Annotated in this window: 19 protein-coding genes and 1 pseudogene; 6 read left to right on the top strand and 14 right to left on the bottom strand. The window is 67.5% G+C overall.

Annotation, left to right across the window (positions count from 1 at the left end):
* Both ACJ8AT_RS31320 and ruvX read right to left on the bottom strand, forming a co-directional pair.
* The coding region (locus ACJ8AT_RS31320; RefSeq protein WP_407741607.1) for an AAA family ATPase at positions 1-328 on the bottom strand (328 nt) is incomplete at its 3' end.
* A 119-nt stretch (positions 329-447) separates the two neighbouring features.
* Positions 448-900, bottom strand: a complete 453-nt coding sequence (gene ruvX / locus ACJ8AT_RS31325; protein WP_407741608.1) for a Holliday junction resolvase RuvX — start codon at positions 898-900, stop codon at positions 448-450.
* 172 nt (positions 901-1,072) lie between these two features.
* Between ruvX and ACJ8AT_RS31330 the strand changes: the two genes are divergently transcribed.
* Both ACJ8AT_RS31330 and ACJ8AT_RS31335 read left to right on the top strand, forming a co-directional pair.
* On the top strand, positions 1,073-2,236 hold the full coding sequence (locus ACJ8AT_RS31330; RefSeq protein ID WP_407741609.1) for a hypothetical protein: 1,164 nt from the start codon (positions 1,073-1,075) through the stop codon (positions 2,234-2,236).
* Positions 2,237-2,242: 6 nt separating this feature from the next.
* Positions 2,243-2,764: a tetratricopeptide repeat protein gene (locus ACJ8AT_RS31335; protein ID WP_407741610.1), complete on the top strand. Its 522-nt coding sequence runs from the start codon at positions 2,243-2,245 to the stop codon at positions 2,762-2,764.
* Between the two features lie 129 nt (positions 2,765-2,893).
* Here the strand turns inward: ACJ8AT_RS31335 and ACJ8AT_RS31340 are convergent, their stop codons facing one another.
* Positions 2,894-4,087 carry a M48 family metalloprotease gene (locus tag ACJ8AT_RS31340; protein WP_407741611.1) on the bottom strand — a complete coding sequence of 398 codons (1,194 nt, stop codon included), beginning with the start codon at positions 4,085-4,087 and terminating at the stop codon, positions 2,894-2,896.
* A gap of 102 nt (positions 4,088-4,189) precedes the next feature.
* Between ACJ8AT_RS31340 and ACJ8AT_RS31345 the strand changes: the two genes are divergently transcribed.
* Positions 4,190-6,415 (top strand): hypothetical protein, encoded by a 2,226-nt coding sequence (locus ACJ8AT_RS31345; RefSeq protein ID WP_407741612.1) that lies wholly within the window; start codon positions 4,190-4,192, stop codon positions 6,413-6,415.
* 73 nt (positions 6,416-6,488) lie between these two features.
* Here the strand turns inward: ACJ8AT_RS31345 and ACJ8AT_RS31350 are convergent, their stop codons facing one another.
* From ACJ8AT_RS31350 to ACJ8AT_RS31365, 4 genes are all read right to left on the bottom strand, one after another.
* Positions 6,489-6,932 (bottom strand): hemerythrin domain-containing protein, encoded by a 444-nt coding sequence (locus ACJ8AT_RS31350; RefSeq protein ID WP_407741613.1) that lies wholly within the window; start codon positions 6,930-6,932, stop codon positions 6,489-6,491.
* Between the two features lie 15 nt (positions 6,933-6,947).
* Entirely contained in the window at positions 6,948-7,376 is a 429-nt protein-coding gene (locus ACJ8AT_RS31355) for a DUF4267 domain-containing protein (RefSeq protein ID WP_407741614.1), read from the bottom strand.
* Positions 7,377-7,396: 20 nt separating this feature from the next.
* Positions 7,397-8,506 carry a serine/threonine-protein kinase gene (locus ACJ8AT_RS31360; protein WP_407741615.1) on the bottom strand — a complete coding sequence of 370 codons (1,110 nt, stop codon included), beginning with the start codon at positions 8,504-8,506 and terminating at the stop codon, positions 7,397-7,399.
* A 101-nt stretch (positions 8,507-8,607) separates the two neighbouring features.
* Positions 8,608-9,321, bottom strand: a complete 714-nt coding sequence (locus tag ACJ8AT_RS31365; protein WP_407741616.1) for a hypothetical protein — start codon at positions 9,319-9,321, stop codon at positions 8,608-8,610.
* Positions 9,322-9,792: 471 nt separating this feature from the next.
* On the opposite strand from ACJ8AT_RS31365, the gene ACJ8AT_RS31370 reads away from it, so the two are divergent.
* Positions 9,793-11,427 (top strand): sigma 54-interacting transcriptional regulator, encoded by a 1,635-nt coding sequence (locus tag ACJ8AT_RS31370; RefSeq protein WP_407741617.1) that lies wholly within the window; start codon positions 9,793-9,795, stop codon positions 11,425-11,427.
* 419 nt (positions 11,428-11,846) lie between these two features.
* On the opposite strand, the gene ACJ8AT_RS31375 is transcribed toward ACJ8AT_RS31370, so the two are convergent.
* From ACJ8AT_RS31375 to ACJ8AT_RS31400, 6 genes are all read right to left on the bottom strand, one after another.
* Positions 11,847-12,662, bottom strand: coding sequence for a hypothetical protein (locus tag ACJ8AT_RS31375; protein WP_407741618.1), 816 nt, complete (start codon positions 12,660-12,662; stop codon positions 11,847-11,849).
* Positions 12,663-12,674: 12 nt separating this feature from the next.
* On the bottom strand, positions 12,675-13,262 hold the full coding sequence (locus ACJ8AT_RS31380; protein WP_407741619.1) for an imm11 family protein: 588 nt from the start codon (positions 13,260-13,262) through the stop codon (positions 12,675-12,677).
* A 10-nt stretch (positions 13,263-13,272) separates the two neighbouring features.
* Positions 13,273-14,079 (bottom strand): AHH domain-containing protein, encoded by an 807-nt coding sequence (locus ACJ8AT_RS31385; protein WP_407741620.1) that lies wholly within the window; start codon positions 14,077-14,079, stop codon positions 13,273-13,275.
* Positions 14,076-15,329: a hypothetical protein gene (locus ACJ8AT_RS31390; protein WP_407741621.1), complete on the bottom strand. Its 1,254-nt coding sequence runs from the start codon at positions 15,327-15,329 to the stop codon at positions 14,076-14,078. Before ACJ8AT_RS31390 ends, ACJ8AT_RS31385 begins: the two co-directional genes overlap by 4 nt.
* 15 nt (positions 15,330-15,344) lie before the next feature.
* The gene (locus ACJ8AT_RS31395; protein ID WP_407741622.1) at positions 15,345-15,809 is read right to left on the bottom strand and encodes a DUF4150 domain-containing protein; all 465 of its coding nucleotides are present in this window, start codon (positions 15,807-15,809) and stop codon (positions 15,345-15,347) included.
* A gap of 610 nt (positions 15,810-16,419) precedes the next feature.
* A complete protein-coding gene (locus ACJ8AT_RS31400; protein ID WP_407741623.1) occupies positions 16,420-17,529 on the bottom strand; it encodes a sensor histidine kinase in 1,110 nt (369 codons plus the stop codon).
* 189 nt (positions 17,530-17,718) lie between these two features.
* Between ACJ8AT_RS31400 and ACJ8AT_RS31405 the strand changes: the two genes are divergently transcribed.
* The gene (locus ACJ8AT_RS31405; RefSeq protein WP_407741624.1) at positions 17,719-17,958 is read left to right on the top strand and encodes a hypothetical protein; all 240 of its coding nucleotides are present in this window, start codon (positions 17,719-17,721) and stop codon (positions 17,956-17,958) included.
* 211 nt (positions 17,959-18,169) lie between these two features.
* Here the strand turns inward: ACJ8AT_RS31405 and ACJ8AT_RS31410 are convergent.
* Positions 18,170-18,837, bottom strand: a pseudogene (locus ACJ8AT_RS31410) (DUF5953 family protein).
* Positions 18,838-19,314: 477 nt separating this feature from the next.
* Between ACJ8AT_RS31410 and ACJ8AT_RS31415 the strand changes: the two are divergent.
* Complete coding sequence (locus ACJ8AT_RS31415; RefSeq protein WP_407741625.1) at positions 19,315-20,823, top strand: amidohydrolase family protein; 1,509 nt, start codon at positions 19,315-19,317, stop codon at positions 20,821-20,823.
* Positions 20,824-20,838: the final 15 nt, after the last annotated feature.

Here is a 20,838-nt window from a genome sequence, read left to right on the forward strand (position 1 = left end):
CATTCTGTCCATTAGCCCGGCGGGGATGATTCGTTGCGGCGAATTCCATCCACAGTGTCCCTGGCTGATCCTGCCAGCTGCCATGTGCTCGGATGAGGCCCTCCTCATCCTGGCTTCCTCGCCGCTGGAGCGCAGCGATTCCTCCATGCTGCGCGAAGAGTTCGCTGCGTACGGTGTTCGGATTGGAGAGCGCCAGGAGCAGGTGCAGGGCCTGCAAGACGGTGGTCTTGCCAGAAGCATTAGGGCCGACGATGACGGTGAGCCGCTCCAAGTCGAGCTCCGCCGATTCGATGCCTTTGAAGTTCTTGAGGGTCAGCCTGTGGATCATGCGCGCTCGCTGACAAGTGCTACATAAGGCCCGCGTCCGTCTGGCCCGCCGGGCTCGTGATGGCAGGGAGTCAGGTTCTACACCACTCCTCCTCTTCCGTCGCGCGGAGCAACCTTTCCTCAAGACTCCGGGTCGAAGTCGTCCGCGTGCAGATCCCCCACCGGGCGGTGGGCATCCAGCCAGCCCTGGAGGATGAACTGCGCGGCCACCTGATCGATGACCTGCCGGCGCTTGGCCCGCGTGAGGTCCGCTTCGAGCAGCGTCCGCTCGGCGGCCACGGTGGACAGCCGCTCGTCCCAGAACTCCACGGGCAGGCCGAGTGACTGGGTGACGGACTCGGCGAACTTCCGCGAGGCCTCGGCGCGCGGGCCCTCCGTGCCATCCATGTTGAGCGGCAGCCCGACAACAATCCGTGAGGCCTCGTGCTCGCGCGCCAGCGCGGACAGCGCCGCGAGATCCGCCTTGAGGTTGGTGCGCCGGATCGTCGTGACGGCCTGGGCGGTCAGCCCCAGCCCATCCGAGACGGCCACCCCGATGGTCTTGGTGCCCACGTCCAGGCCCAGCGTCCGCATGGGCGCGGGACTCTAGCAGTCCACGGCGCGAGACGGCCGTGGACGGTTGGAAAACCTAACTCGTTGAATTCGCTGGGCGAGGGCTTCGGCATCCCGGCTGCAATGGCCCGGCCCGTCCGATGCGCGGCGGCTGGCTGTGCCCAACCTCTTTCCCGCCGCGCGGGAGGGCAACATGTTCGACTTCATCAAGAACGCAGTGAATACGTTGGCCGGGCCGATGGCGAGCGCGGTCGACTTCGCGGGGGACAGGCTGGGGCTTCCTCCGCTGCTGACCAACTCCATCAAGACGGTGGCCGGAGCGGTGACCGGCAACGTGATGATGGCCGCCAGTGGCGCCCTGGGCGTCATGTCGGAGCTGCAGAAGCACCCGGCGGCCCAGACGGAGTTCGCCCCGTCCAAGGACTCCGCCACCGCCCAGGATGGCTACGCCGCCACCCCGAGCGCCACCTCGGCCACGGGCAGCACGGCCTCCACGGGCTCGCTGGATCCGGGGGTTCTCCAGTACCGGGACGTGCTGAACACCCTGGCCGCCAACTTCGGGCTCCTCGACACGCTGGATGGCAAGAAGAACGAGAAGATCGATCAGCGCACGCTCGTGGCGGCCGCGAACCACCCGAGCCTGTCCCCCGAGCTGCGCAACGCGGCTCGCTTCATGCTCGAGCACCCCGAGTACCGCAACATGGTGGACACGGCGGGCAAGGGAGGCTCGGTGGATGGCACCATCAGCCAGCTGGATGTGCAGCAGGCGCTGAAGAAGGTGAACGAGGACATTGCGCGCTACGGCGTGCGCCAGCCCCCGAAGCCCTCTCCGGCGCCCACGCCCATACCGGCCCCGCCGCCCGGGCCCACGCCCAGGCCGGCCCCGCCGCCCGTGTGCGGCACTCCGTCGGCCGGTCAGCCGACGCCGCCCGTGGGGAACCGGCCGCCGTCCACCCCGCCGCCGAAGCCTCCCGCGCACAGCCCTCCGCCGACGCCCACTCCGAAGCCTGGGGGCAGCAGCGGGGGCTCGGGCGTGAGCGACATCATCAACAACCCGAACATGAGCCTGGAGGAGAAGCTCCAGGCCATCCTCACGATGATCACCAGCGACACGGACGGCGAGATCCTCGACGTGATGAAGGAGATGGCGAGCGTCCGCGACGAGCGCGCCGGCCTGGGCACGGATGACAGCAGCCGGGCGCGCGAGGCGAAGCTGGAGACGACGATGGAGCAGCTCAACCTGCGCCTCCAGAAGCTGATGGAGAAGCGCAAGCAGATGTTCGATCTGATGAGCAACATCTCCTCGAACTTCAACGAGATGGCCAAGCAGGCCATCCAGAACCTGGGCCGGGCCTGAGCCGCCATGGGACGCATCATCAAGTACCAGGGAGACGCGACGATGGAGCTCCGGACCGAGACCGTGGGGAAGCTGAAGGCGTTCGCGCGAGGCGAGGCGACGTGGGCCGAGGTGGAGGGGATGACCTTCGAGGAGGCCAAGGCCATCGCGCAGGTGGGGTGCGAGCTGGCCGCCGGGGGGCGCTACGAGGAGGCGCGCATCCTCTTCGAGGGGCTCGTCGCGGGGAACCCGAAGGACGCGGCCAGCCGGGCGGCGCTCGGCACCGTGTACCAGAAGCTGGGGCGGCTGCAGGAGGCCATCACCGAGTACAGCGCGGCGCTGGAGCGAGACCCGAGCAACCCGGTGGCCCTCGTCAACCGCGGCGAGCTCTACCTGCGCCAGGGCCAGCGGCAGGGCTTCACGGACGTGGCCAACGCCGTCGAGGCGGATCCGCACGGGGAGACCTCGGCGGGCCGCCGGGCCCGGGCGCTGGTGAAGGCCATCACGCTGGTGGCGGTGGAGAAGATGAAGGGGGACGTGCAGGCGTAGCGCCCCCGGCTGCCAGAGAGGAGGTTTGACGAGAGTCGCCAGGTTGCAGGGGAGGGCCTGGTGACGGCGGCCGGTGGGTGGGCCCAAGGGGAAGGTGGGCGGAGCAGGGGGCCCACCCGCTGGCCGTTTTCAGGGTACGGAGATCTCGGCGATGCGCTCGCCGATGGGCGGATGGGTGAGGCCCTTGATGACCACCCAGCGAGGAGGCTCGGGGTCCATCTTGTTCAGCCTCGCGGCCTTCACCAGCATCTGGCGGAACGTGGAGGGATCCTGGGTGAGGCGCAGGGCGTAGCGGTCGGCCTCGCGCTCCCGCTCCCGGGAGAACGCCGCGGAGACGGGCGCGGACACCGTCATCACGACGTAGAGCAGCAGCGGGATGAGGGGCAGGGTGCGAGGGTCCGCGAAGCGCGTGGTCCCGAACCAGCCTCGGGCCGCCGACAGCCGCAGCAGCCGGTCAATGGCGAAGAGGAAGGCGACGAGCGCGAGCGAGGAGGCGATACGGTTGGGCCACTGGGACTCGTTCACGTGGCCTGCCTCGTGGGCCACGGCCGCGAGGATCTCTCCTTCGGTGAACTCCCGGAGCAGCACGTCATTGAGCACGATGGTGCGCGTGGGCCCCTGGCCGGCGAAGTAGGCCTGGACGCGGTTGGAGGCCACGGAGGTCTTCTCCACCAGCACGTCCGAGAAGGGGATGTTCGCGCGGGCCATCAGCTCGGTGAGGTGGGTGCGCAGCGGGCCGGCCTCCAGGGGCGTCTGATCGAAGAAGGCGCGGCTGCGGTACGGATCCAACGCCGAGGCCACCAGCATGAGCAGGGCCACGGGCACGCCCAGCACCAGCCACCAGCGCTTCAGGCGCCGCGCCAGGCCGTAGAGCCCGAGCACCAGCGCGGAGACGATGACCATGGCCGCCAGGACTTGCTTGAGCTCGTCCCTGGCGTACGACAGCGGCGTGTACGTGGACATGCCGTAGCGGTGCTCGAGGATGTAGCCGAAGTAGAAGTCGATCGGGGCGGTGACGAGCTTGAGGCTGAGATCGACGCAGAGGGAGAAGAGCAGCGCCGCGCCCCAGCCCTTCTCGCCCCAGAGCATGTCCAGCGCCCGGAGGAACACGCGGCTGCCCGGAGCGTTGCGCAGGAACGCCAGCCGGGCGTCGAGCCACCCGGCCGCGGCCTGGGCGAAGCGGTAGAACGGCTTGTTCAACGGCCCCAGCGTGAGGGCCAGGAACCCCACGTACACGAAGGGGTTCACCGCGGCGCGGATGTAGTACGGCAGGCTGTACGCCTTGATCTCCGCGAGCTGCTCGGGCGTGAAGATGGGATCCATGGCCGGGGTGGGAGGCTATGCCGTCTCACCCTGGGATGCCCAGCCACCCCCGCGTGGCAACGCTCTATTTTTCCCGCTCGGAGCTCGGGCAAACTGGCGCGCATGCACACCCTCGGAAACTCTTCCCGTCGATGGTCCTCCAGCCTGCGTTCCCACGTGCTCGTGCCGGTGTTGCTGCTCGGAGCCCTGGCCTGCTCCAGCGGCTCCAGCACCCCGGTGGAGGTGCTGGTGGACCCCGTGAATGTCACGGTGGCTGCGGGAGAGAGCGTGCAGCTCCACGCCACGGTGACGGGGACGTCCGACACGCGCCTGCAATGGAAGGTGACCGCTGGCGGGGGCTCGGTGGACGACTCGGGCCTCTACACCGCGCCCGCCGAGGAGGGCTCGGCCCAGGTCCGCGCCACCAGCGTGGTGAACCCTCAGTCCTTCGCCCATGTCCAGGTCACCGTGAAGAAGGCACCGCCCAGCCTCACGCTGCTGCCGGCGGCCCGCAAGCTGGGGGTCCGCCAGGACGCCCGGTTCAAGGCCCAGATTGTCAATGGCACGGGCAGCGAGCAGCTCGTGTGGCGAGTGGAGGAGGGGAGCCAGGGCGGCTCGGTGACGGATCTGGGGAACGGCGCGGCGAGCTACCTGGCGCCCGCCACGCCGGGCACCTTCCACGTGGGGGTGAGCGTCCAGAGCCAGCCCGAGCTCTCCGCGCGCGCCACGGTGACGGTGACCCAGGAGGCGCCTCTTCCCACGCTGCGCGGGACCGTGAGCTATACAGGGCAGGGCCGGGGGCGGGTGTACCTCTCATTCGTCTGGGGGTACGGGAGTGGTGACAGCCTGACTCCCGAGGTGAGCACCAGCCTCGAGGCCCCTGGGGCCTACAGCCTCCATCCCCTCCAGGACAGCTCGCTGCCCAGCTTCGTGCTGGCCTACATGGACACCGCGGGAACGGGCCGCCTCAACCTCGCCATGGATCCCATGGCCCTCGTTCCCATCTATCTCACGGGAGAGGATCAGGTTCTGGATCTCACGCTGGCTGATCCTTCACAGCCGCCCCCGCTGGCGGACCTCAATTTCACGCCGCAAGCGGTGGGCTCGGGTGACAGCCTGTTCATCGCCTTTGGCACTTCCTATGACGTGGGGAGGACCTACGGCGAGCTGGCGGATTCCTACAAGATCTACTGGAGCCACCAGCCGGATCCCGGGCCCACCCACTCCGTGGGCTCTCGCACCGTCACGTCCGGACCGTGGGTGCCCAACCATGGCCACCTCGTCGTCGTGCCGGGGCTGCCCGCCGGGCAGTACTACGTGGGCGTGGCGCCGGTGAGGGGCGGCGTGGAAGGCGGAGTGCGAGCCCTGGTCTCCGCCGTGGAGGTGGGAGGCGCGCCCGGTGCGGGGGCCACGTTGAGCGGGAAGGTGCAGCTCGAGGCGCCCTCGGCCTCGGGCTCGGTGTACGTGGTGGCGGCCCGGGGATCCACCTTGCTGTTCACCCGGGTGCCCATGTCGGCCTCGACAATCTCCTGGTCCATCCCTGGGCTCCCGGAGGGGGACTACACGGTGTGGGCGCTGCTGGATGCCAACGGCGATAACGTCCTGGAGCGAGCCGCTCCGAGCATCGCGCTGCGCCCTCACGTCACGGTGAGCGGCACGGCTGCCGTGAGCGCTCCGGATCTCTCGTTCGTGGGGATTCCGGCCACCGCGCGCCTCACCTCGCTCCAGCAGAACGGGTGGTCGACGGGCGGATCCATCCAGTTCGGAGGTATCTTCTATGACTTCTCGGTCCTTGCCGGCAGCAAGCCCCTGGTGGCGGCCCGCCTGACCGCCGGACAGCCGCTGCCGGTTCCGTACGATGTGCCCTACGTCTTCTATCCTCCCCTCATCGGCGCTCTGGCGGGGCAGGAGGGCAGCCCCCTCGGTCTGGAGTCGTATGTGTCCGATCCGTCCTCGGCGTGGCCCGTGGGCGCTCGCCTCACCGCGGAGGTTCGCTATGCCGATGGCAGCACGGAGCCGCTCTTCGTGGAGGTGCCCCCCGCGCTGCCCCTCGCGACGCTGGCCTCTCCTATCGACGGTGCCCCCACCTCCGCTACGCCGACCTTCACCTGGAGCCTGCCCACGGGGCTCTCCGCCTCGCTGACTCAGCGCCTCATGGTGAGGGAGGACAACGCGTTCGGGCCCGTGGTGTGGACTCGCGTCATGCCCTTGTCCCAGACCCAGGTCACCTACAACGATGACGGGAAGGCCAGCGCGCTCAGCTCGGGAACGACGTATGTCTGGCAGGTGGAGCTGTCCGACGGGCAAGGCAACTTCGGCCGAGCCTCCCAGGCCTTCCAGGTGCAGTGAGCCGCTGCCGAGGGGCGTGCGCCGGGTGGCATCGATGGGGCCGTTCGCTAGGGCCGGCGCGGTGCGGCGGGGGCTACTCTTCGCTCGGGGCCAAGGGAGCGCCGGCCCTGGGGGCGACTCGCCGCTCGTAGAGCGGATAGAGCGTCTTCTCCTCGGACTCGATGCGCGCGGAGAGCACCCCGCTCAGGGTGCGCCAGCCCTTCTGGAACCGCTCCAGGTGGAAGCTGGCCTCGTGCCGGGACATGAAGTCCCGCAGCGAGTCGGTGATGCGCTGCATGTTGCTGGCGAAGAGGCGGGCCGTCTCGAGCATCTTCTCGTCCCCTGCCTCCTGGGCGGCGCGGATCAACCCCGGGTAGATCTCCTGATCCTCCAGCTTGAGGTGTTCTCGCAGCGCCTGGGACAGCGAGGAGAGCGCCGCGCGAGCGCCGGCCTCATCCCCACGCTCCAGCGTGGCGTCCATGTGCTTGGAGAGCCGGACCAGCTCCTGGTGCTGCTTCCTCAGGGTGTCAATCAGCAAGGCGGGTGTCCCTTCTCATGATGGACTCGCTCGCCCGCTCGATGGCACTGGGGGAGTGGGTGGCACGGTGCCACGTGCGGCGCGCAAGAGGAAGAGGCCAGCCCAGACGCCGATGACGCCGATGGCGGCCGGGACGACCGCCAAGGCTCCCTTGTGGGTCACGAGCGCCATTCCGGTATCGAAGAACTGGAGCGCGGCATCCGCCAGGAGGAGCCCGGCGAGCCCCTCCCGCTTGCCGCGAATCGCGAGGACGAAGAAGGCAATTCCCAGGAGTATCGTTCGGCTGGCGAACATCAGGGCGAAGGTCCGCGCGGGTTCAGTCGAACTGCCGGGCATCACCTTCTCGGGTTCGAGGAAGAGCATCACCGAGTACGGGACGAGCACTGCGCCTCGGAGGATGGCGAACGCGCGTGCAAGGCGGTCGGGCCAGGGGTTGCTCTGCATCGGAAGCTCCCGGTGAGTGATCAGTCCAGCGTGTAGCGCGCGGTGGCTGCGGACTCTCCAAGTCCCGTCGTGCCCGCGTCCCGTGGGCGTGCTGCCTCAGCCCTCGCCTGGGCAACGGAGGTCTTCTCCGCGAACCGCTCGGCAATCTTCCACCCCGCCCACACCACCAGCGTCAGGCTCGCCGCCAGCGCCAGCCAAGGCCACACCCCACGCGCGGGCGCTGGGGGCTTAGCCCGCTGGGGCGGTGGGGGCGCGGCTCGTTCCAGGACTTCGGCGAATGCTGCCGCGGTGCCGCGTTGCTCGGGGCGCACCGAGAGCAGGCGCAGAATCGCGGCGCGCACGGGAGGCTCCACTCCTCGAAGCGAGGCGGGAGTGCGCACGGTTTTCACCTGCCAGATGCCGTGCTCATCCCGCTCCGGGTTCACCCACTGCGGATAATCTCCGGTGAGCAGCCGGCAGGCCGTCATTCCCAGCGCGTAGAGATCATCCTCGGGCAGGGGAATGTAGCGGGCCGAGGGCTCTTGCCGGGAGTTGAGCTGGAAGAGGCCGGCCTGGGGCGAGCGGTAGAGCGGGGTGCCCAGGCAGAGCGCGGGAGGAGTGAGCAACTCCGCGCCCGGGAAGGAGCCCAGGCCGAAATCGGTGAGCATGGCTCGGCCGTCGGAGGAGCGCACCAGGACGTTCTCGCCCTTGAGGTCTCGGTGGACGGCGCCGAGGGCATGGAGCGCGTGGAGGGCGCTGGCGAGCTGGGCCAGCACGCGGAAGCACTCGCGGGAGGAGGCAGCAGGCTGAAGGGCCCAGGGATACAGGGGCACGCCGTCCACCCACTCCATGGCGAGCCAGGGATAGAGCAAGCCCTCGGGGGAGTGCCACGAGCCAGAGTCCCACAGGCGGGGAATGCTCGGGTGGCGCAGGCGGGAGAGCAGCAGCGCCTCCCGGGCAAACCGAGGGTCCTCCGGGCGCAGCGCCAGCTTGAGGGCGACGGGCTGTGAGCGCTCGGAGTGCCGGGGCACGGCGCGATAGACGGCGCCGTGGATGCCTTGGGCGGCCCATTCCACCACGCGCCAGGGGCCCACCTGCGTGCCGGGAGGCAGGTGGGCCGGGTGGAGCGAGGGTGGGGCAGCGCTGGGCAAGGGGGCCTCGGGGCAGGGCAGGCGCGTACGAGCCTCCCCACGCGAGAAGCCTACACCCGTGGCTCGGCGACCTCCTCTGGGCCGCCCGCGCTACACCCGCTCTACTCTGCCTGCCGCACCACTGGCACCTGCTCCTTCAGCGCCTCGAGGAGCTGGCCCACCTGCTCCAGGGGGATGCCCGTGAAGTCCAGCACCGCCTTGCCCTTCTGGTTGCGCACCCGCACCTTGACCAGCGTGCCCTTGCCCTGGGGGAAGCGGACCGTCACCGCCTGGCGGTACTGCTCGGCCAGCGCCTCGGCCTCTGGCGGCAGGGGCTTGCTGGAGGCCGGCTTGCGCTTGAGCTGGAGCGCCCTGCGCATCTGCTCCGCGGTGCATGCCTTGAACGGCAGCGTGCTCACCTGTCCCTTGTCATCCGGCACCTCGATGAGGGTGTCGCCCGGCTCCTCGTGGTTCACCTCGAGGGCCGTCGCCTCCTGGTACGTCAGCAGCATGTACAGGCACGTGACGCCGAAGCGGCACGCGACGGACTCGGTGAAGGCCCCGGCCACGGCCCCGTACTTGCTCAGGGTGGTCTGGGACAGGTCCGCCAGCTGCGTACTGAAGAACTCCCGGGCGTCCTTGAAGCCGGCCTTCTGCGCCAGCTCCTTGTCCACGATGTGGTTGTAGATCTGCCCCATCCGGTGGTGGTTGCTGCTCTCCTGCGCCGCCAGGCCGAGCAGCTCGGCCTTCAACTGCTCGAGCGTCGCGCTCTCTGGGATGGTGTAGGTGACGGTGGTGAGCTTCGTGGGCTCCTTCGGCTTCAACAGGCTGAACATGGTGAGGGTCTCCCCCTGGGAACGCGGGATGCGTCCCGGCCGCTTGACGGCGGCTGGAGGGGCCTTGAGCACGCCGCGCGCCAACCTCGGGGCGCCTGTGAAAACGGATACTTGAGAGCAGAGCCCCCCCCCGCACCGTCCGCGAACGAGGACGAACCGTCCGCGTTGGGAGACGGTCCGAAAAAAGTGCTGCAATGCCGCGGGCTTACGCAGGGCGGCGCTCGGGGGAAGTCCGGGGGTGTTTCGGTAACCCAGCGAAATGACGAGGAGGGGCGCCTGCTGCTCGCGGGAGAGACCGTCCGCGAACGAGGACGGTGCCGCCCCGGCTCGGGAGCGCTCGTCACTTCCCGTCGACGGGAAGTGGCCACGCGGCGCCGTCCCGGGAGAGGCTGGAGGCCGCTCGTCACTTCCCGTCGACGGGAAGTGGCCACGCGCCGCGACGCTGTGCGTCCGCGGAGCAGGGGGTCTGCCATGCCAGAGCTGGTGTTCTTTCGCCGAGGGGAGGAAGTGCTCAGGATTGTGCTGGAGCGCCAGCGCCTGGTGCTCGGCCGAGGGGAGGACTGCGACGTCGTCCTCCCGGATCCCCACGTGAGCCGGCGGCACGTGGCGCTCCACGATGACGGCACCCGCTGCCTGCTGGAGGATCTGTCCGGCCAGGGCACCCTGGTGGCCGGCAAGCCGATGACGCAGGGGGAGCTGCCCGATGGGGTGGACCTCCAGCTGGGCCCGTGGCTCGCGGTGTTCCGCCAGCGCGTCGGCGCGGGAGACGCGGACTCCACCTACCGGGGCCCTCTCACCGACGTGCAGTCGCGCGAGGCCCTGGAGCAGGCGCTCCCGCCCGCCCAGGTGCGCGTGAAGCAGGGCACCACGGAGCTGCTCCACCGGATCGACGCCGGCCCCTTCACGGTGGGCAAGGACCCGAGCAATGCCCTGGTCCTCTCGGACCGGTTCATCTCCAACGAGCACCTGCGGGTGAGGCGGAGCGGGGCGGGCTTTCACGTGAGGGACTTGAACTCCACCAACGGCACGTTCGCGGGGAGCCTGCGCCTGTACGAGGCGGAGATCCCGCTGAACACCGTGCTGCGGGTGGGCGAGACGGAGCTGCTCTTCGAGCCGGTGCCCCAGGGACAGCCGGAGCCGAGCTTCCACGGCATCGTCGGCACGGATCCGGCGGTGCGGCAGTTGGTGGAGTGCATCCAGCGGGTGGCGCCCTCGGACGCGGCGGTGGCCATCCTGGGCGAGTCCGGCACGGGCAAGGAGCTGGTGGCGCGTGCGCTGCATGCGTGCTCCTCGCGGGCCCAGGGGCCGTTTCTGCCCATCAACTGCGCGGCGCTCTCGCCGGGGCTGATGGAGAGCGAGCTGTTCGGCCACGAGAAGGGGGCCTTCACCGGGGCGGACTCCAAGCGCAAGGGCGCCTTCGAGGCGGCGCACGGGGGCACGCTCTTCCTGGACGAGGTGGGCGAGCTGCCGCTGGAGCTGCAGGCCAAGCTGTTGCGAGTGCTGGAGAGTGGGGAGCTCAAGCCGGTGGGCTCCCCCCGGCCCTTCCAGGTGGACGTGCGGGTGGTGGCGGCCACGCACCGGGAGCTGCGCGCGTGGGTGAAGCAGGGGAAGTTCCGAGAGGACCTGTACTACCGGCTGGACGTGATGCGGGTGGTGCTGCCGCCGCTGAGGAGGCGGAGAGGGGATGTGAGGCTGCTGGCGGAGCACTTCGTGAGGGTGTACGCGCCGCGGGGCCAGCGGGTGACGGTGACGGCGGCGGCGCTGGGGCTGCTGCAGCAGCACGGGTGGCCGGGGAACATCCGCGAGCTGCGCAACGTGGTGTGCCGCGCGCTGCTGGTGCGCCAGGGGCCGACCATCGAGGCCCGCGACATCACCTTCGATGAGGAGCCGGTGAGCGCGCCCGAGGAGCCGGCGGCGCCGGAGCTGGAGCTGCCGGCGGGAGTGACGCTGGAGGAGATGATGCAGCGGGTGGAGCGGCAGCTCATTGAGGGCACGTTGAGGCGGTGCCGGTACAACAAGGAGCGAGCGGCGCGGGAGCTGGGGCTGGCGCGCTCGGCCCTGTTCAAGAAGCTGAAGCGATGGGGCCTGACCCAGGGGGAGGAGTGAGGACTGCGAGGGACCATGCCCCAACACGGCGCTGCGCGCCCACTGGGGACATCGTGGGAGCGCGTGCCGCCTTCGAGGCGGGGTGCCCTGCGTTCGCGCGGGAGCCGCCCGAACTCCTGGACTGGCTGCGCCAGGGGCACCAAGACACCTCCTTGAGGAGGTAATTGGAGGCGGCGGGATTCGAACCCGCTCCGGTCGGTGCGAAACCTTCAGCAGAATCGCGCCCTTACCGTGCAATCGCCCGGAATGATTCGGATTCGTTCTCCCGCCGCGTCCCGTGTCGTCCCGTCCTGCCCCAGCACATACCGCAGACTCCTGCGACATACGTGCAACATGACCGAGGACGAAACCGCGTAGGGGGTACCAAGTCTGGCAATGGGCGAATGCGCTGGCTGTTGGTCCAGGAGGCGCCCGCTTCCCTAATCCATCAATCCAGGTGTCATCCACGCTGATTGCGGCGGAGCGGGTCGGCCGATTGGGACACGTGCCAAGGCGGGAAGGGTGGGGTACTCGCGCCGGGTATCCATTCCCCGCAGCTCCGCCAGCCGGAGCATCGCCAGCCCATTCATGAACAAGGCCCCCTCGGTCTTCCTCAGCTCGTCGTTGGGACCTGAGTCCCGACGCAGTTTCTGGAACCTCACCAAGCGCGCATCGACAGTGGCCTGGAGTGCCTTATCGAAGGCGTCGGCCTGCTGGTGAAGCAGGGCACGGCAGGCGTCCAGATAGGTATCGGAGCCTCCCTCCAGCGCCGCATCCCAGCGCTCCAGCAGGGCGGGCAAGTCGGCAGAGTTCGCTCCCCGCACCGTGAGGAGGAAGTGGTGGAGGAAGTGGTGGAGGAGGAAGTCGTCTTCGTATTCGAAGGCCGGGTCATGGCGGCACGCCGCCAGCCGGGCAATGCCCATGGCTAGGTCTGGCTGTCCGGCGGCTAGGGCGTCGATGAAGGAGAACTCCTGGGTTGCACAGAGAAATCGAGGCTCGGCACCATGACCTCTCGCGACGAGTTCCAGGAAGTGGAGGCGGGCGTGCGCGGAGTGGCACAAGTGAGCGGAGAAACGGTCTGGCCGCGCGTCCACCAGTAACGCGCAGAGGGCCAGCCGGCGGTGGCACGTCGCGGCCACCACATAGGCCTCTCCGGACCGCTCCAGGGCGTCGTGCCGCTGGATGGCGCGCACGGCCTCCTCGAGCCCGAAAAGGGAATCGTCGCGGACGGTCTCCAGTACGCTTGAAGAGGACATGGGTTCAGAGGCTCAGTAGATGGCGCATTCCTCGCCCATGGCGATGTGCCTGATACCCGTAAGGTTCTCAGCATCAAGCAGGGCACGCAGGTCCTCACGGATGAGGATGGCGGTGGGCATGGTCTTCAGCCGGAACATCTTCGCCTCAGAGGGAATCCGGTCCTGGAGGACCTGTAGCCGGAACAGTCCCGAGAGCAAGGTGGGGTCTGGATTCAGTTCCTCCACCTCGCTGCGCTCCTTGTCGATGCAGTCAACGTGGTCGAGCACGTTGGCGATGCAGTAGTCCTTCGCGGCGATACGGCCCTTGTGGTTGGCGATGGAGACAGGCAGGAACTCGATGCGAGCGCCGGAGTGCTGTTCCAGCAGTCCCTTGAGCCTGGTGGAGACGATAGCGATGCGCTCGGTGTTGGCCACTAGGTCCGGGACCACCAGTCCCTTGTGGGCGCGATCCATCTTCAGCACCACGTCGGGTGGGTAGCGGTGCTCCATCGGCCGCCCCTCACTGATGCGCCACTTCTTGGATCTCAGGGGCTCGGGCACCTCGTCGACAAGGCAGTACTTGGGATCGTCGCTCGTGGAGAGGATGGAGAAGGAGTGCATGCGGGTTTACCTACCGGACGGGCACGAGCCTTGCCAATTCGTTGAGATGGGCTCCCGGACTCTTGATTCCCGCCGCGCGGATCTGCTCGCGGAGCCGGCCCGAGAAGGCATGAAGCTGCTCACCCAACTTACCCACCGTCTGTTCATTGAGCTGCGGATGACCGTCCTCGTCCTCGTCTGCTCCCTTGGTGAGATTATCCCTGACGGCCTTCACCCGGGTCCGGACAGCCTGGCTGTACGTGCTGTGGTACCGGGGATGCTTGAGGAGTTGGAAGAGAGTGGCGTGCCGGGTACCCGTGGGCAAGTAGATGATGTTGATACCCTTGTTGACGTTATACTTCGCCTGCTGGAGCAGCTTGCGCTGGTCGAAGTTGAGCACCGTCTCGTCGTTCAACGCATCATCCACCGGGATGAGGTGATGCGCATTGTTGCCCCAGGGCCACCATCCACCCGAGATGAAGTTGATGTGCGCATAGGGGCCGTCTCCCATGTACCACGCTTTTTCCCGCTTGCTGGGGTCGCGCCATACCTGCTTGAAGGCGGTGGTGAAGACAGCGTGGAAGCGCTTCTGGGCGTCGCTGCCTTTCTCATGAATGGGGAGGTTGTACCATTTCACCTCGGCACAACCCTTCTGGTAGTTGAAGCCGTTCTCCCTGTAGTCGTGACTCGGGAACTTGCACTTGCGCTTCCCATCCTTCTCCTCGTAGATGCAGCGCGTAACGCAGCCGTCCTCGTCCTTGACGTGGGAATCGTCATACTCAAGCGCTACGAAATGCTCGTCCTGCCCATTGCCTGCCTTTTTCTTTCTCTTGCTCATAAGTGCATGCCGTAAGGGGCTCTGGCTCCAGTCTTGTCCTGGCGCCAGGGGATGTCCCGAAGCAGGAACGAGCCCCGGGGTAATTCGTCGTCGAGCAAAGACACCAGAATGGTCGGGCTCCTGGCATACCTCCGCACGAAGCCTCTCACGCCCATGCAGATGGCCACGGCCCCTGTGGCCGCTCCAATCTCTCCGAAGTGCTCGGCGACGTACCAACGTCGCGAAGACTTGAGGAGCCCGGCCTCCTGGAGTCGGACCAGGGTGCAGCCATACTCGCGGGCCCGGGGTTCATCACCATTCAGGTTGACAATGGCCAGTTCAACTCCGGTCGCCTGCCGCGCCTCCTCTGGGACGCAGGCGGTGATGGTCTCGAAGAGGGCTGCGCCCGTGAGGGGACGACCAGAAAAACGGTGCCCGGCCTCCACCGTGGATGCGACAGGACCGAGCAGCGCTTCGACACGGGCGCCGCGCGCGCGCGCGGCATCCAGCCGCTCCAGGAGCACGAAGGCCGCGGCCTCACCCGGAAAGCGCCCCACGGGCCGGTTAGGCGTGCGGAGCAGGCCCATCTCGTAGGCTTGGGTGAGCGTCTCCATATCCACCCAGGAGTCAATACCACCGACGATGCATCGCTCAAGGGACCGGCTCTGGAGAGCCTCCACTGCCCGGGTTAGCACCTGGGCGAAGGTGGCAGCTCCTCCGAAGGAATAGAGCTGCGTTCGCGGTGCGAGCGACAGCTGGTTCAGCGCGAGCAACTCAGGGAGAAACCGGCGCGTGAGCTGCTCCCGCTTCTCGGTGCGTTCTGCGGCGAACCCCCGGAGGATGGGCGCACGCTCTTCCGCCGGGAGCCGATCCAGCAGGCTTGCCTGGAAGTGGACCTCTTCCAACCAGGTGCCGGGAAGCTGAAGGTGGATGCCTGTCTGCGCGATCGTCGGCTGCTTCAGGCTGGAATGCTCCAGCAGGTCACGCAACGCGGCATCCCCCAGTCGCAGCAAGCGGGCGAAACCTTCGAAACCGAGGGTGAGCCAGTAGACCTCCTGTCCTTTCAGGGGGATGGCCTCCAGCGTATCTTCATCCGTTACCTGGATATCGAGTTCGCGCCAGCGAGTGAGCCCCGCGCGTGCGGAGGCACAACTCGAGGACACGTCCGAGCCGCTCGCGGACACCATGCCCAGACCGGTGATGGCGATGGTGTTTCCAGGTAGGGCGGAACCCTGGGAGCGTGTCGAGGAATTGGGAATGCCAGTGTTCATCTTCGCGTGGAGCGGCTAGAGGTGCTTCTTGCACACACCACAAGTGGGTTCCTCGTCGCTGCCGCCGTTGGCGATGACGGGCCCTTGGATGACGGGGAAAGGGGGGGTGTTCTTGTCGTTATGGAGCATCAGGTCCATGGCGCGCGCCACATTCTTCCCTTCGAACTTGACATCGAAGGAGAAGTTCACGAACTCGGCTTTGCCCTGGGTCTTGCTGGAGGCCACGCCGCCGCCTGCAGTGCCCGCCTCGTCGCCGGTGCTCGTCTTGAAGTTGGAGTCCTTCACGCACACCGGGTTGCCGGCCACGGACACCGTCTTGGTACCTTGTGCGGTGTCCGAGGACTGGGCGATGTTGGGGTACGGAATGGGCACCGGCCCTGCGGGGCTTGGCGTCTTGCACACGTCCGGGAAGGCCGTGGTTACGCCGCCACTGTCCTTTGTCACCACAGACATCTTGTTCACACCGGTATTGACGGGCATCGCGTCCATCCTCAGGGCAGTCGACCCTCTCGAGGTAACGGGGCGCCAACGTTCACGGTTTAGAGCGCCTCACAAAAGTCTGTGAAGCACCAAATTAGGGAAGGAGCGAGAGTTGGTGGATACCACTAAGGCAGTACATTGCTGGGCTTCTCGGGATGGAGGCGGCGGGAATCGAAGCCGTGTAGGGGGTAAACCGGCTCGCTCTGAAGTAGCTGTTCGCCGTGCCTCGTCGCCGCCCTGACTTCCGGCCTGCTCGGACGCTGTCCAAGAAAGGCGGGAAGAAGGGCGCAGCAAGCAGGGGAACATACGATGCAGCCCGCCCCGTTGAGGCCCCGACGCCCTCTCGCGGAGATTCACGCTCGCTAACGCCGAGACCTCAACGCCACCCCGTGACGCCGCCGACGTTCCCCCCCGGGCGCCGGACGACGCTCCTACACCTCGCCGCCAGCCCTGCCCACGGTGGGGTTCGACACTAGCACCTTGGTACAATTGCCACTTGGCCCGGGGCCGAGTGTGGGGCGAGAGTGCTGCCAGGGGGTTGATTACCGGACAGGCTGGACGCCCACAGTGAGCGGGGTTCAACACCACCCCATGGCTGGACTCGGACCCTTCATGTCGCTGAGGCAGCAGCCGCCGGGAGCGTGAACGCGAAAGTGCTGCCCACGCCGGGCTGACTCTCGGCCCAAATCCGCCCCCCGTGAGCTTCCACAATGCTCTTGGAGATGTAGAGGCCGAGTCCTAGCCCTCTCCGGTCTTCGCCGCGTGCTTGCCAGAAGCGCTCGAATACAGCCTCCAGTTGATGGCTCGGGATTCCTGAACCGGTGTCCGTCACAGAGAAGCGAACGTCCTGGCCCACCGGCTCAAGTCGAAGCGAAATCCTGCCTCCTGGCGGAGTGAACTTGATGGCATTGCTCAACAGGTTGGCGAGCACCTGCAAGATGCGCCCATGGTCAAACCTCGCCATCAGCGTGTTCCCGCGTGTCTCCACGTCGAGCGAGAGGCCCTGGGAGGAGGCCAGAGGCTGGAACGCTTCGACAGACTCCCGCACGAGCGCGGCCGCATCCTGCAAGGCGGGGGTGACACGGATCCTCCCCTCCTCGATGCTGGCCACATCCACCAGGTCTCCGATCAGCCGGTTCATCCGCGCGGTGAATCGCTGGATCTTCTCGGCGGCTTGTACGGCCCTCCTGCCCGCCTCGTCTTCGGCGGCATCCCGCTTGAGCAAGGCCGCCTGCAAAGCAATGCCCCCGAGGAGCGTACGCAAGTCGTGGCTGACCATCCCCATGAACTGATCCCGCGTCGCTATCCCCTCATCGGCGTGCGTCCGCTCCACCAGCAACCGCAGGTCCGTTTCCGCGCGGCCCAGGTGCAGGAGGGACGCCAGGGCGCGCGTGCGCTCGGCGCGTTCGTCCTGCCGTTCCGCGTCAGCCGTCGAACGCTCTTGCTGTAAGGCTGCGTCCTCGTGTGCCCGCCCCCTCGCAACGCTCTCACGCGTTTGAGCGGGCGTCTCACTCCGCGACAGCCGCCCATCCGCGTTTTCGCGGGTCGCTCGTAGGAAGTCATCCGTACTTTCCCGGGCCTGTTGGATGGCGGCATCTGCCTCCGCGTTAATCGTGGTTTGCCCAGTGGCGTACACACGATCAGACTTCTCACGCTCCAAGCGCAGGCTTTCATCCGTGCTGGCACGCTGAGGTTTCGGTTTTTGGTCCTTGGTCGGCATGGAGCGGCCCCTTGCGCAGTGCGCGCTACGGGAAGAGTAATACACAAGAGGCAGCCTGCCTGGACGCTCGCTCATGCCCCGTGTTCGTCCTTAACACTACCGCTCGTCACTTCCAGGGGAGGAGTGAGGACCGCGGATTGTGATACAGGGGCGGGGCGCTGCGGCCCTCACTCCGCACCGGACGCTCTCATGGGTAGACTGATCTTCGGATTGTTCACACCGCCGATTCTCCTCCTGGAGATCGCCATCCTGCGCGGACATCCGCTGACCGCATGGGTCCTGGTCAATGGCGCGGTGTTCCCGTTGCTCCTCGCGGTCAGCATCGTGGTGCATGAAGCGGGTCACGCGCTCGTCGCCCGCGCTGCGGTGGTTGATTCGCAACAACCTCGCGTGGGCGGACTTCCGGATCCGCCGCGACGAATTGCGTGACGAGGCGGACACGCATTCGGCTGCCGCACACGCGCGATTCCCGCGAGCCCCTTCTATTCTGGGCACGCGCGGGGCCGTGCTCGTATGGCTCGGGCGCGCGGCCGAGGCGGCTCCGTTCAGAACCTTGACGACGTGAAGACCTGATCAAAGGTGAGCGAACTCCTGGATTCGCGCCTTACCAGCGCCAGCGCCCGCGCAGCGCGCTGAGGGGTCACGGTGCCGCGCGCCCGCCGATCTCCGGGAAGCGCTCGTAGGCCCGTTTGAGCGCGTCCAGGTGGGCGGGGTTGTCGTAGTCGAGCGGCGCATCGGTGAGCTGCACGATCCACCCGCCCGATGCCGTGCGCCGCGCCCGCGTCAGCAACTCGGCGTCGCGAGCAGGATCCGGGAACCCGATGGTCGTCGCGGTAGCGGCCGACCAGTAGTTCAGCCACCCGAGGAACCAGGGAGTCTCAGGCGCGGGGAGCTTCTCTGGAAGGTTGAGCATGGGAAGCCCACGGGGTGAGCGCTCCGGTCCCTGAGCGGAGCGGCGAACCTGCTGCGAGACTTCCGAGCCATAACTATACGGCGACGCATGCCCCCAGAACGCGCGCGCCCCCTCAGCCACGCCCTCCAGCACAGCCGCCGCTGCCGCGATCACGGGCTCGTCCAGCGGCAGTTTCGCGTGCACTTCAAAGGGAAGCCCCCGTCCTCAGTCTTTTCTGCGAGCCACGCATCCCGCCGCGGCAATGCGATGGGGCGCCCTCCTTTGCCTACCTCCCACTCCAGGCGCAAGCCGGGGAGCGCCTTTTCCATCCCATGGACGCTATCGATTGTGCGGCGGTCTTTGCCCGCAAGCGCAGGCGCGTAGACAACAACGACAAGTCTTTTTCGCGTAGTCATCGCTTACACCCTGTGACGACAACATTCAGGGACTGATCCGCTTGCAGCAGCGCTTCTTTGTGCGCTTGGGTGCTCGCTGAAGGTTGGCGAAGCTCGGACTCGGGGCCTCCGGCCAGTGCGGAGAGGGTGTTCAGCTGCGAGAGGTGTGGCGGCAGGCTTAAAGCTCGTTTCAAGAATGGACTCTATAGGTGGGAAGGCCACAAGGCACCCTGCGGGTGCCGATGCTCCCGAGGGACCGCCAGCTCCCCCCGCAGCCTGTGGGAGGTCCAGATGCACCCCCGCGGGGAGCAGGGCGCGCGGAGAGCGGGGCTCGACGCTGTGGTTCGCCACGCGCTATCCTTGAGGCCGCTTCATGAACATCAGCGTTGGTGCCTCAAGCAAGCTGACGCGACCAAAGGCTCTGGTGAATCCAGAGGAAGGGGACATGGCATGTGTCAGATGCTCTGTGGAAACAACTCAGTGCATACTGGTGAGCCCGTGAAGGCGGGTCCCTCCCGGCGCGAGCTGCTCGCGGGGGGGGCGACAGCCCTGGGGGCCGCGGCGATCTCTTCGGCTCCCTCGCCTGCGCTGGCGGCGTCTGCGCAGGGGGGCCTGTCGCAGGGGAGCGCTGCCAGCGCCGGTGACATGCCAGTGGACACGGGTGCTCCGCACCGGCGCTACCTGCTGAAGGGCGGCGCGGTCCTCAGCATGGATCCGAATGTCGGAGACTTCGCCCAGGGTGACGTGCTCATCGAAGGCAAGAAGATCGTCGCGGTCGGGCCCAACCTGCAGGCCTCGGGGGCGGAGATCATCAACGCCGCCGGCATGATCGTCATGCCAGGGTTCATCGACACCCACCACCACCAATATCAGACCGCGCTGCGCAGCTTCCTGTCAGACGGCCTGCTGTCCAACGACGGGCTGCCGCACGGCCAGAAGAACTACCTCGACTACATCCACACGCTGATCACGGCGTTCTACAGGCCGCAGGACGCCTACATCGCCGAGCTCGTCGCTTCGCTCAGCCAGCTGGATGCGGGGGTGACCACGGTCGTTGACACCTCGCAGGTGGGCCATTCTCCGGCGCACAGCGATGCCGTCGTCCAGGGGCTTCAGGAAGCGGGCCGCCGCTCGGTCTTCGTGTACTCGCCGGGCGTGGGCCCCAACAACATCTTCCCGAATGATCTCCAGCGGCTCCGGAGCCGGTACTTCTCCTCGACTGATCAGCTCCTGACCCTGGCCATGGGCGGAGAGGTGTTCCTCCCCGACTGGCGGACCTACTGGGCGATCGCGCGCCAGAACGGCCTGCACATCGTCTCTCACCTCGTCGGCAGCCTCGGCCAGGAGACGCTCGTGGAGCAGATCGCGAGCGAGGGCCTGCTTGGGCCGGACATCGAGTTCATCCACTGCACTCACCTCTCGGAGGCCTCCTGGCAGGCGATCGCCGCGTCGGGGGTGACCATGTCGATGGCGGCCCCGATCGAGATGACCATGCGGCACGGCATGCCGCCCATCCAGACCGCGCTCGACCATGGCGTCCAGCCCGCGCTCAGCGTCGATGTCGAGTGCACGATGACCGCGGACTTCTTCACCCAGATGCGGACCGTCTTCACGCTTCAGCGGGCGTTCATCAACGAGCGCGCGATCAACGGGGAGACGAACCTGCCCGAGCTCCTCACGTGCCGTGATGTGATCCGCTTCGCCACGGTCGAGGGGGCCCGGGTGGCCCGGCTCTCCCAGAAGATCGGCTCGCTGACTCCAGGCAAGGAGGCCGACATCCTCCTGCTGCGGGCGGACGCGCTCAACGTGGCCCCGCTCAACAATGTGCCGGGGGCCGTCGTGACGTTGATGGACCGCGGCAACGTGGACACGGTCATCGTCGCGGGGCGGATCCGGAAATGGCGCGGAGCCCTGGTCGGCGTGCACTGGCCTCAGCTGCGCGCCACCCTCGAGGCCTCCAGGGACTACCTCCTCCAGGCGGCGGGCGTGCAGCGGGTGCTCTTCTGAGGCGGCAGATCCGGG

It is taken from the genome of Hyalangium sp., from assembly GCF_045802625.1.
In the GTDB taxonomy this organism is placed as follows: Bacteria; Myxococcota; Myxococcia; order Myxococcales; family Myxococcaceae; genus Hyalangium.

Excerpts from the sequence above, each read along its gene's own strand:
- ruvX (WP_407741608.1), bottom strand. The coding sequence starts at position 900 with ATGCGGACGCTGGGCCTGGACGTGGGCACCAAGACCATCGGGGTGGCC.
- ACJ8AT_RS31330 (WP_407741609.1), top strand. The coding sequence starts at position 1,073 with ATGTTCGACTTCATCAAGAACGCAGTGAATACGTTGGCCGGGCCGATG.
- ACJ8AT_RS31335 (WP_407741610.1), top strand. The coding sequence starts at position 2,243 with ATGGGACGCATCATCAAGTACCAGGGAGACGCGACGATGGAGCTCCGG.
- ACJ8AT_RS31340 (WP_407741611.1), bottom strand. The coding sequence starts at position 4,087 with ATGGATCCCATCTTCACGCCCGAGCAGCTCGCGGAGATCAAGGCGTAC.
- ACJ8AT_RS31345 (WP_407741612.1), top strand. The coding sequence starts at position 4,190 with ATGCACACCCTCGGAAACTCTTCCCGTCGATGGTCCTCCAGCCTGCGT.
- ACJ8AT_RS31355 (WP_407741614.1), bottom strand. The coding sequence starts at position 7,376 with ATGCAGAGCAACCCCTGGCCCGACCGCCTTGCACGCGCGTTCGCCATC.
- ACJ8AT_RS31365 (WP_407741616.1), bottom strand. The coding sequence starts at position 9,321 with ATGTTCAGCCTGTTGAAGCCGAAGGAGCCCACGAAGCTCACCACCGTC.
- ACJ8AT_RS31370 (WP_407741617.1), top strand. The coding sequence starts at position 9,793 with ATGCCAGAGCTGGTGTTCTTTCGCCGAGGGGAGGAAGTGCTCAGGATT.
- ACJ8AT_RS31375 (WP_407741618.1), bottom strand. The coding sequence starts at position 12,662 with ATGTCCTCTTCAAGCGTACTGGAGACCGTCCGCGACGATTCCCTTTTC.
- ACJ8AT_RS31380 (WP_407741619.1), bottom strand. The coding sequence starts at position 13,262 with ATGCACTCCTTCTCCATCCTCTCCACGAGCGACGATCCCAAGTACTGC.
- ACJ8AT_RS31385 (WP_407741620.1), bottom strand. The coding sequence starts at position 14,079 with ATGAGCAAGAGAAAGAAAAAGGCAGGCAATGGGCAGGACGAGCATTTC.
- ACJ8AT_RS31390 (WP_407741621.1), bottom strand. The coding sequence starts at position 15,329 with ATGAACACTGGCATTCCCAATTCCTCGACACGCTCCCAGGGTTCCGCC.
- ACJ8AT_RS31395 (WP_407741622.1), bottom strand. The coding sequence starts at position 15,809 with ATGCCCGTCAATACCGGTGTGAACAAGATGTCTGTGGTGACAAAGGAC.
- ACJ8AT_RS31400 (WP_407741623.1), bottom strand. The coding sequence starts at position 17,529 with ATGCCGACCAAGGACCAAAAACCGAAACCTCAGCGTGCCAGCACGGAT.
- ACJ8AT_RS31405 (WP_407741624.1), top strand. The coding sequence starts at position 17,719 with ATGGGTAGACTGATCTTCGGATTGTTCACACCGCCGATTCTCCTCCTG.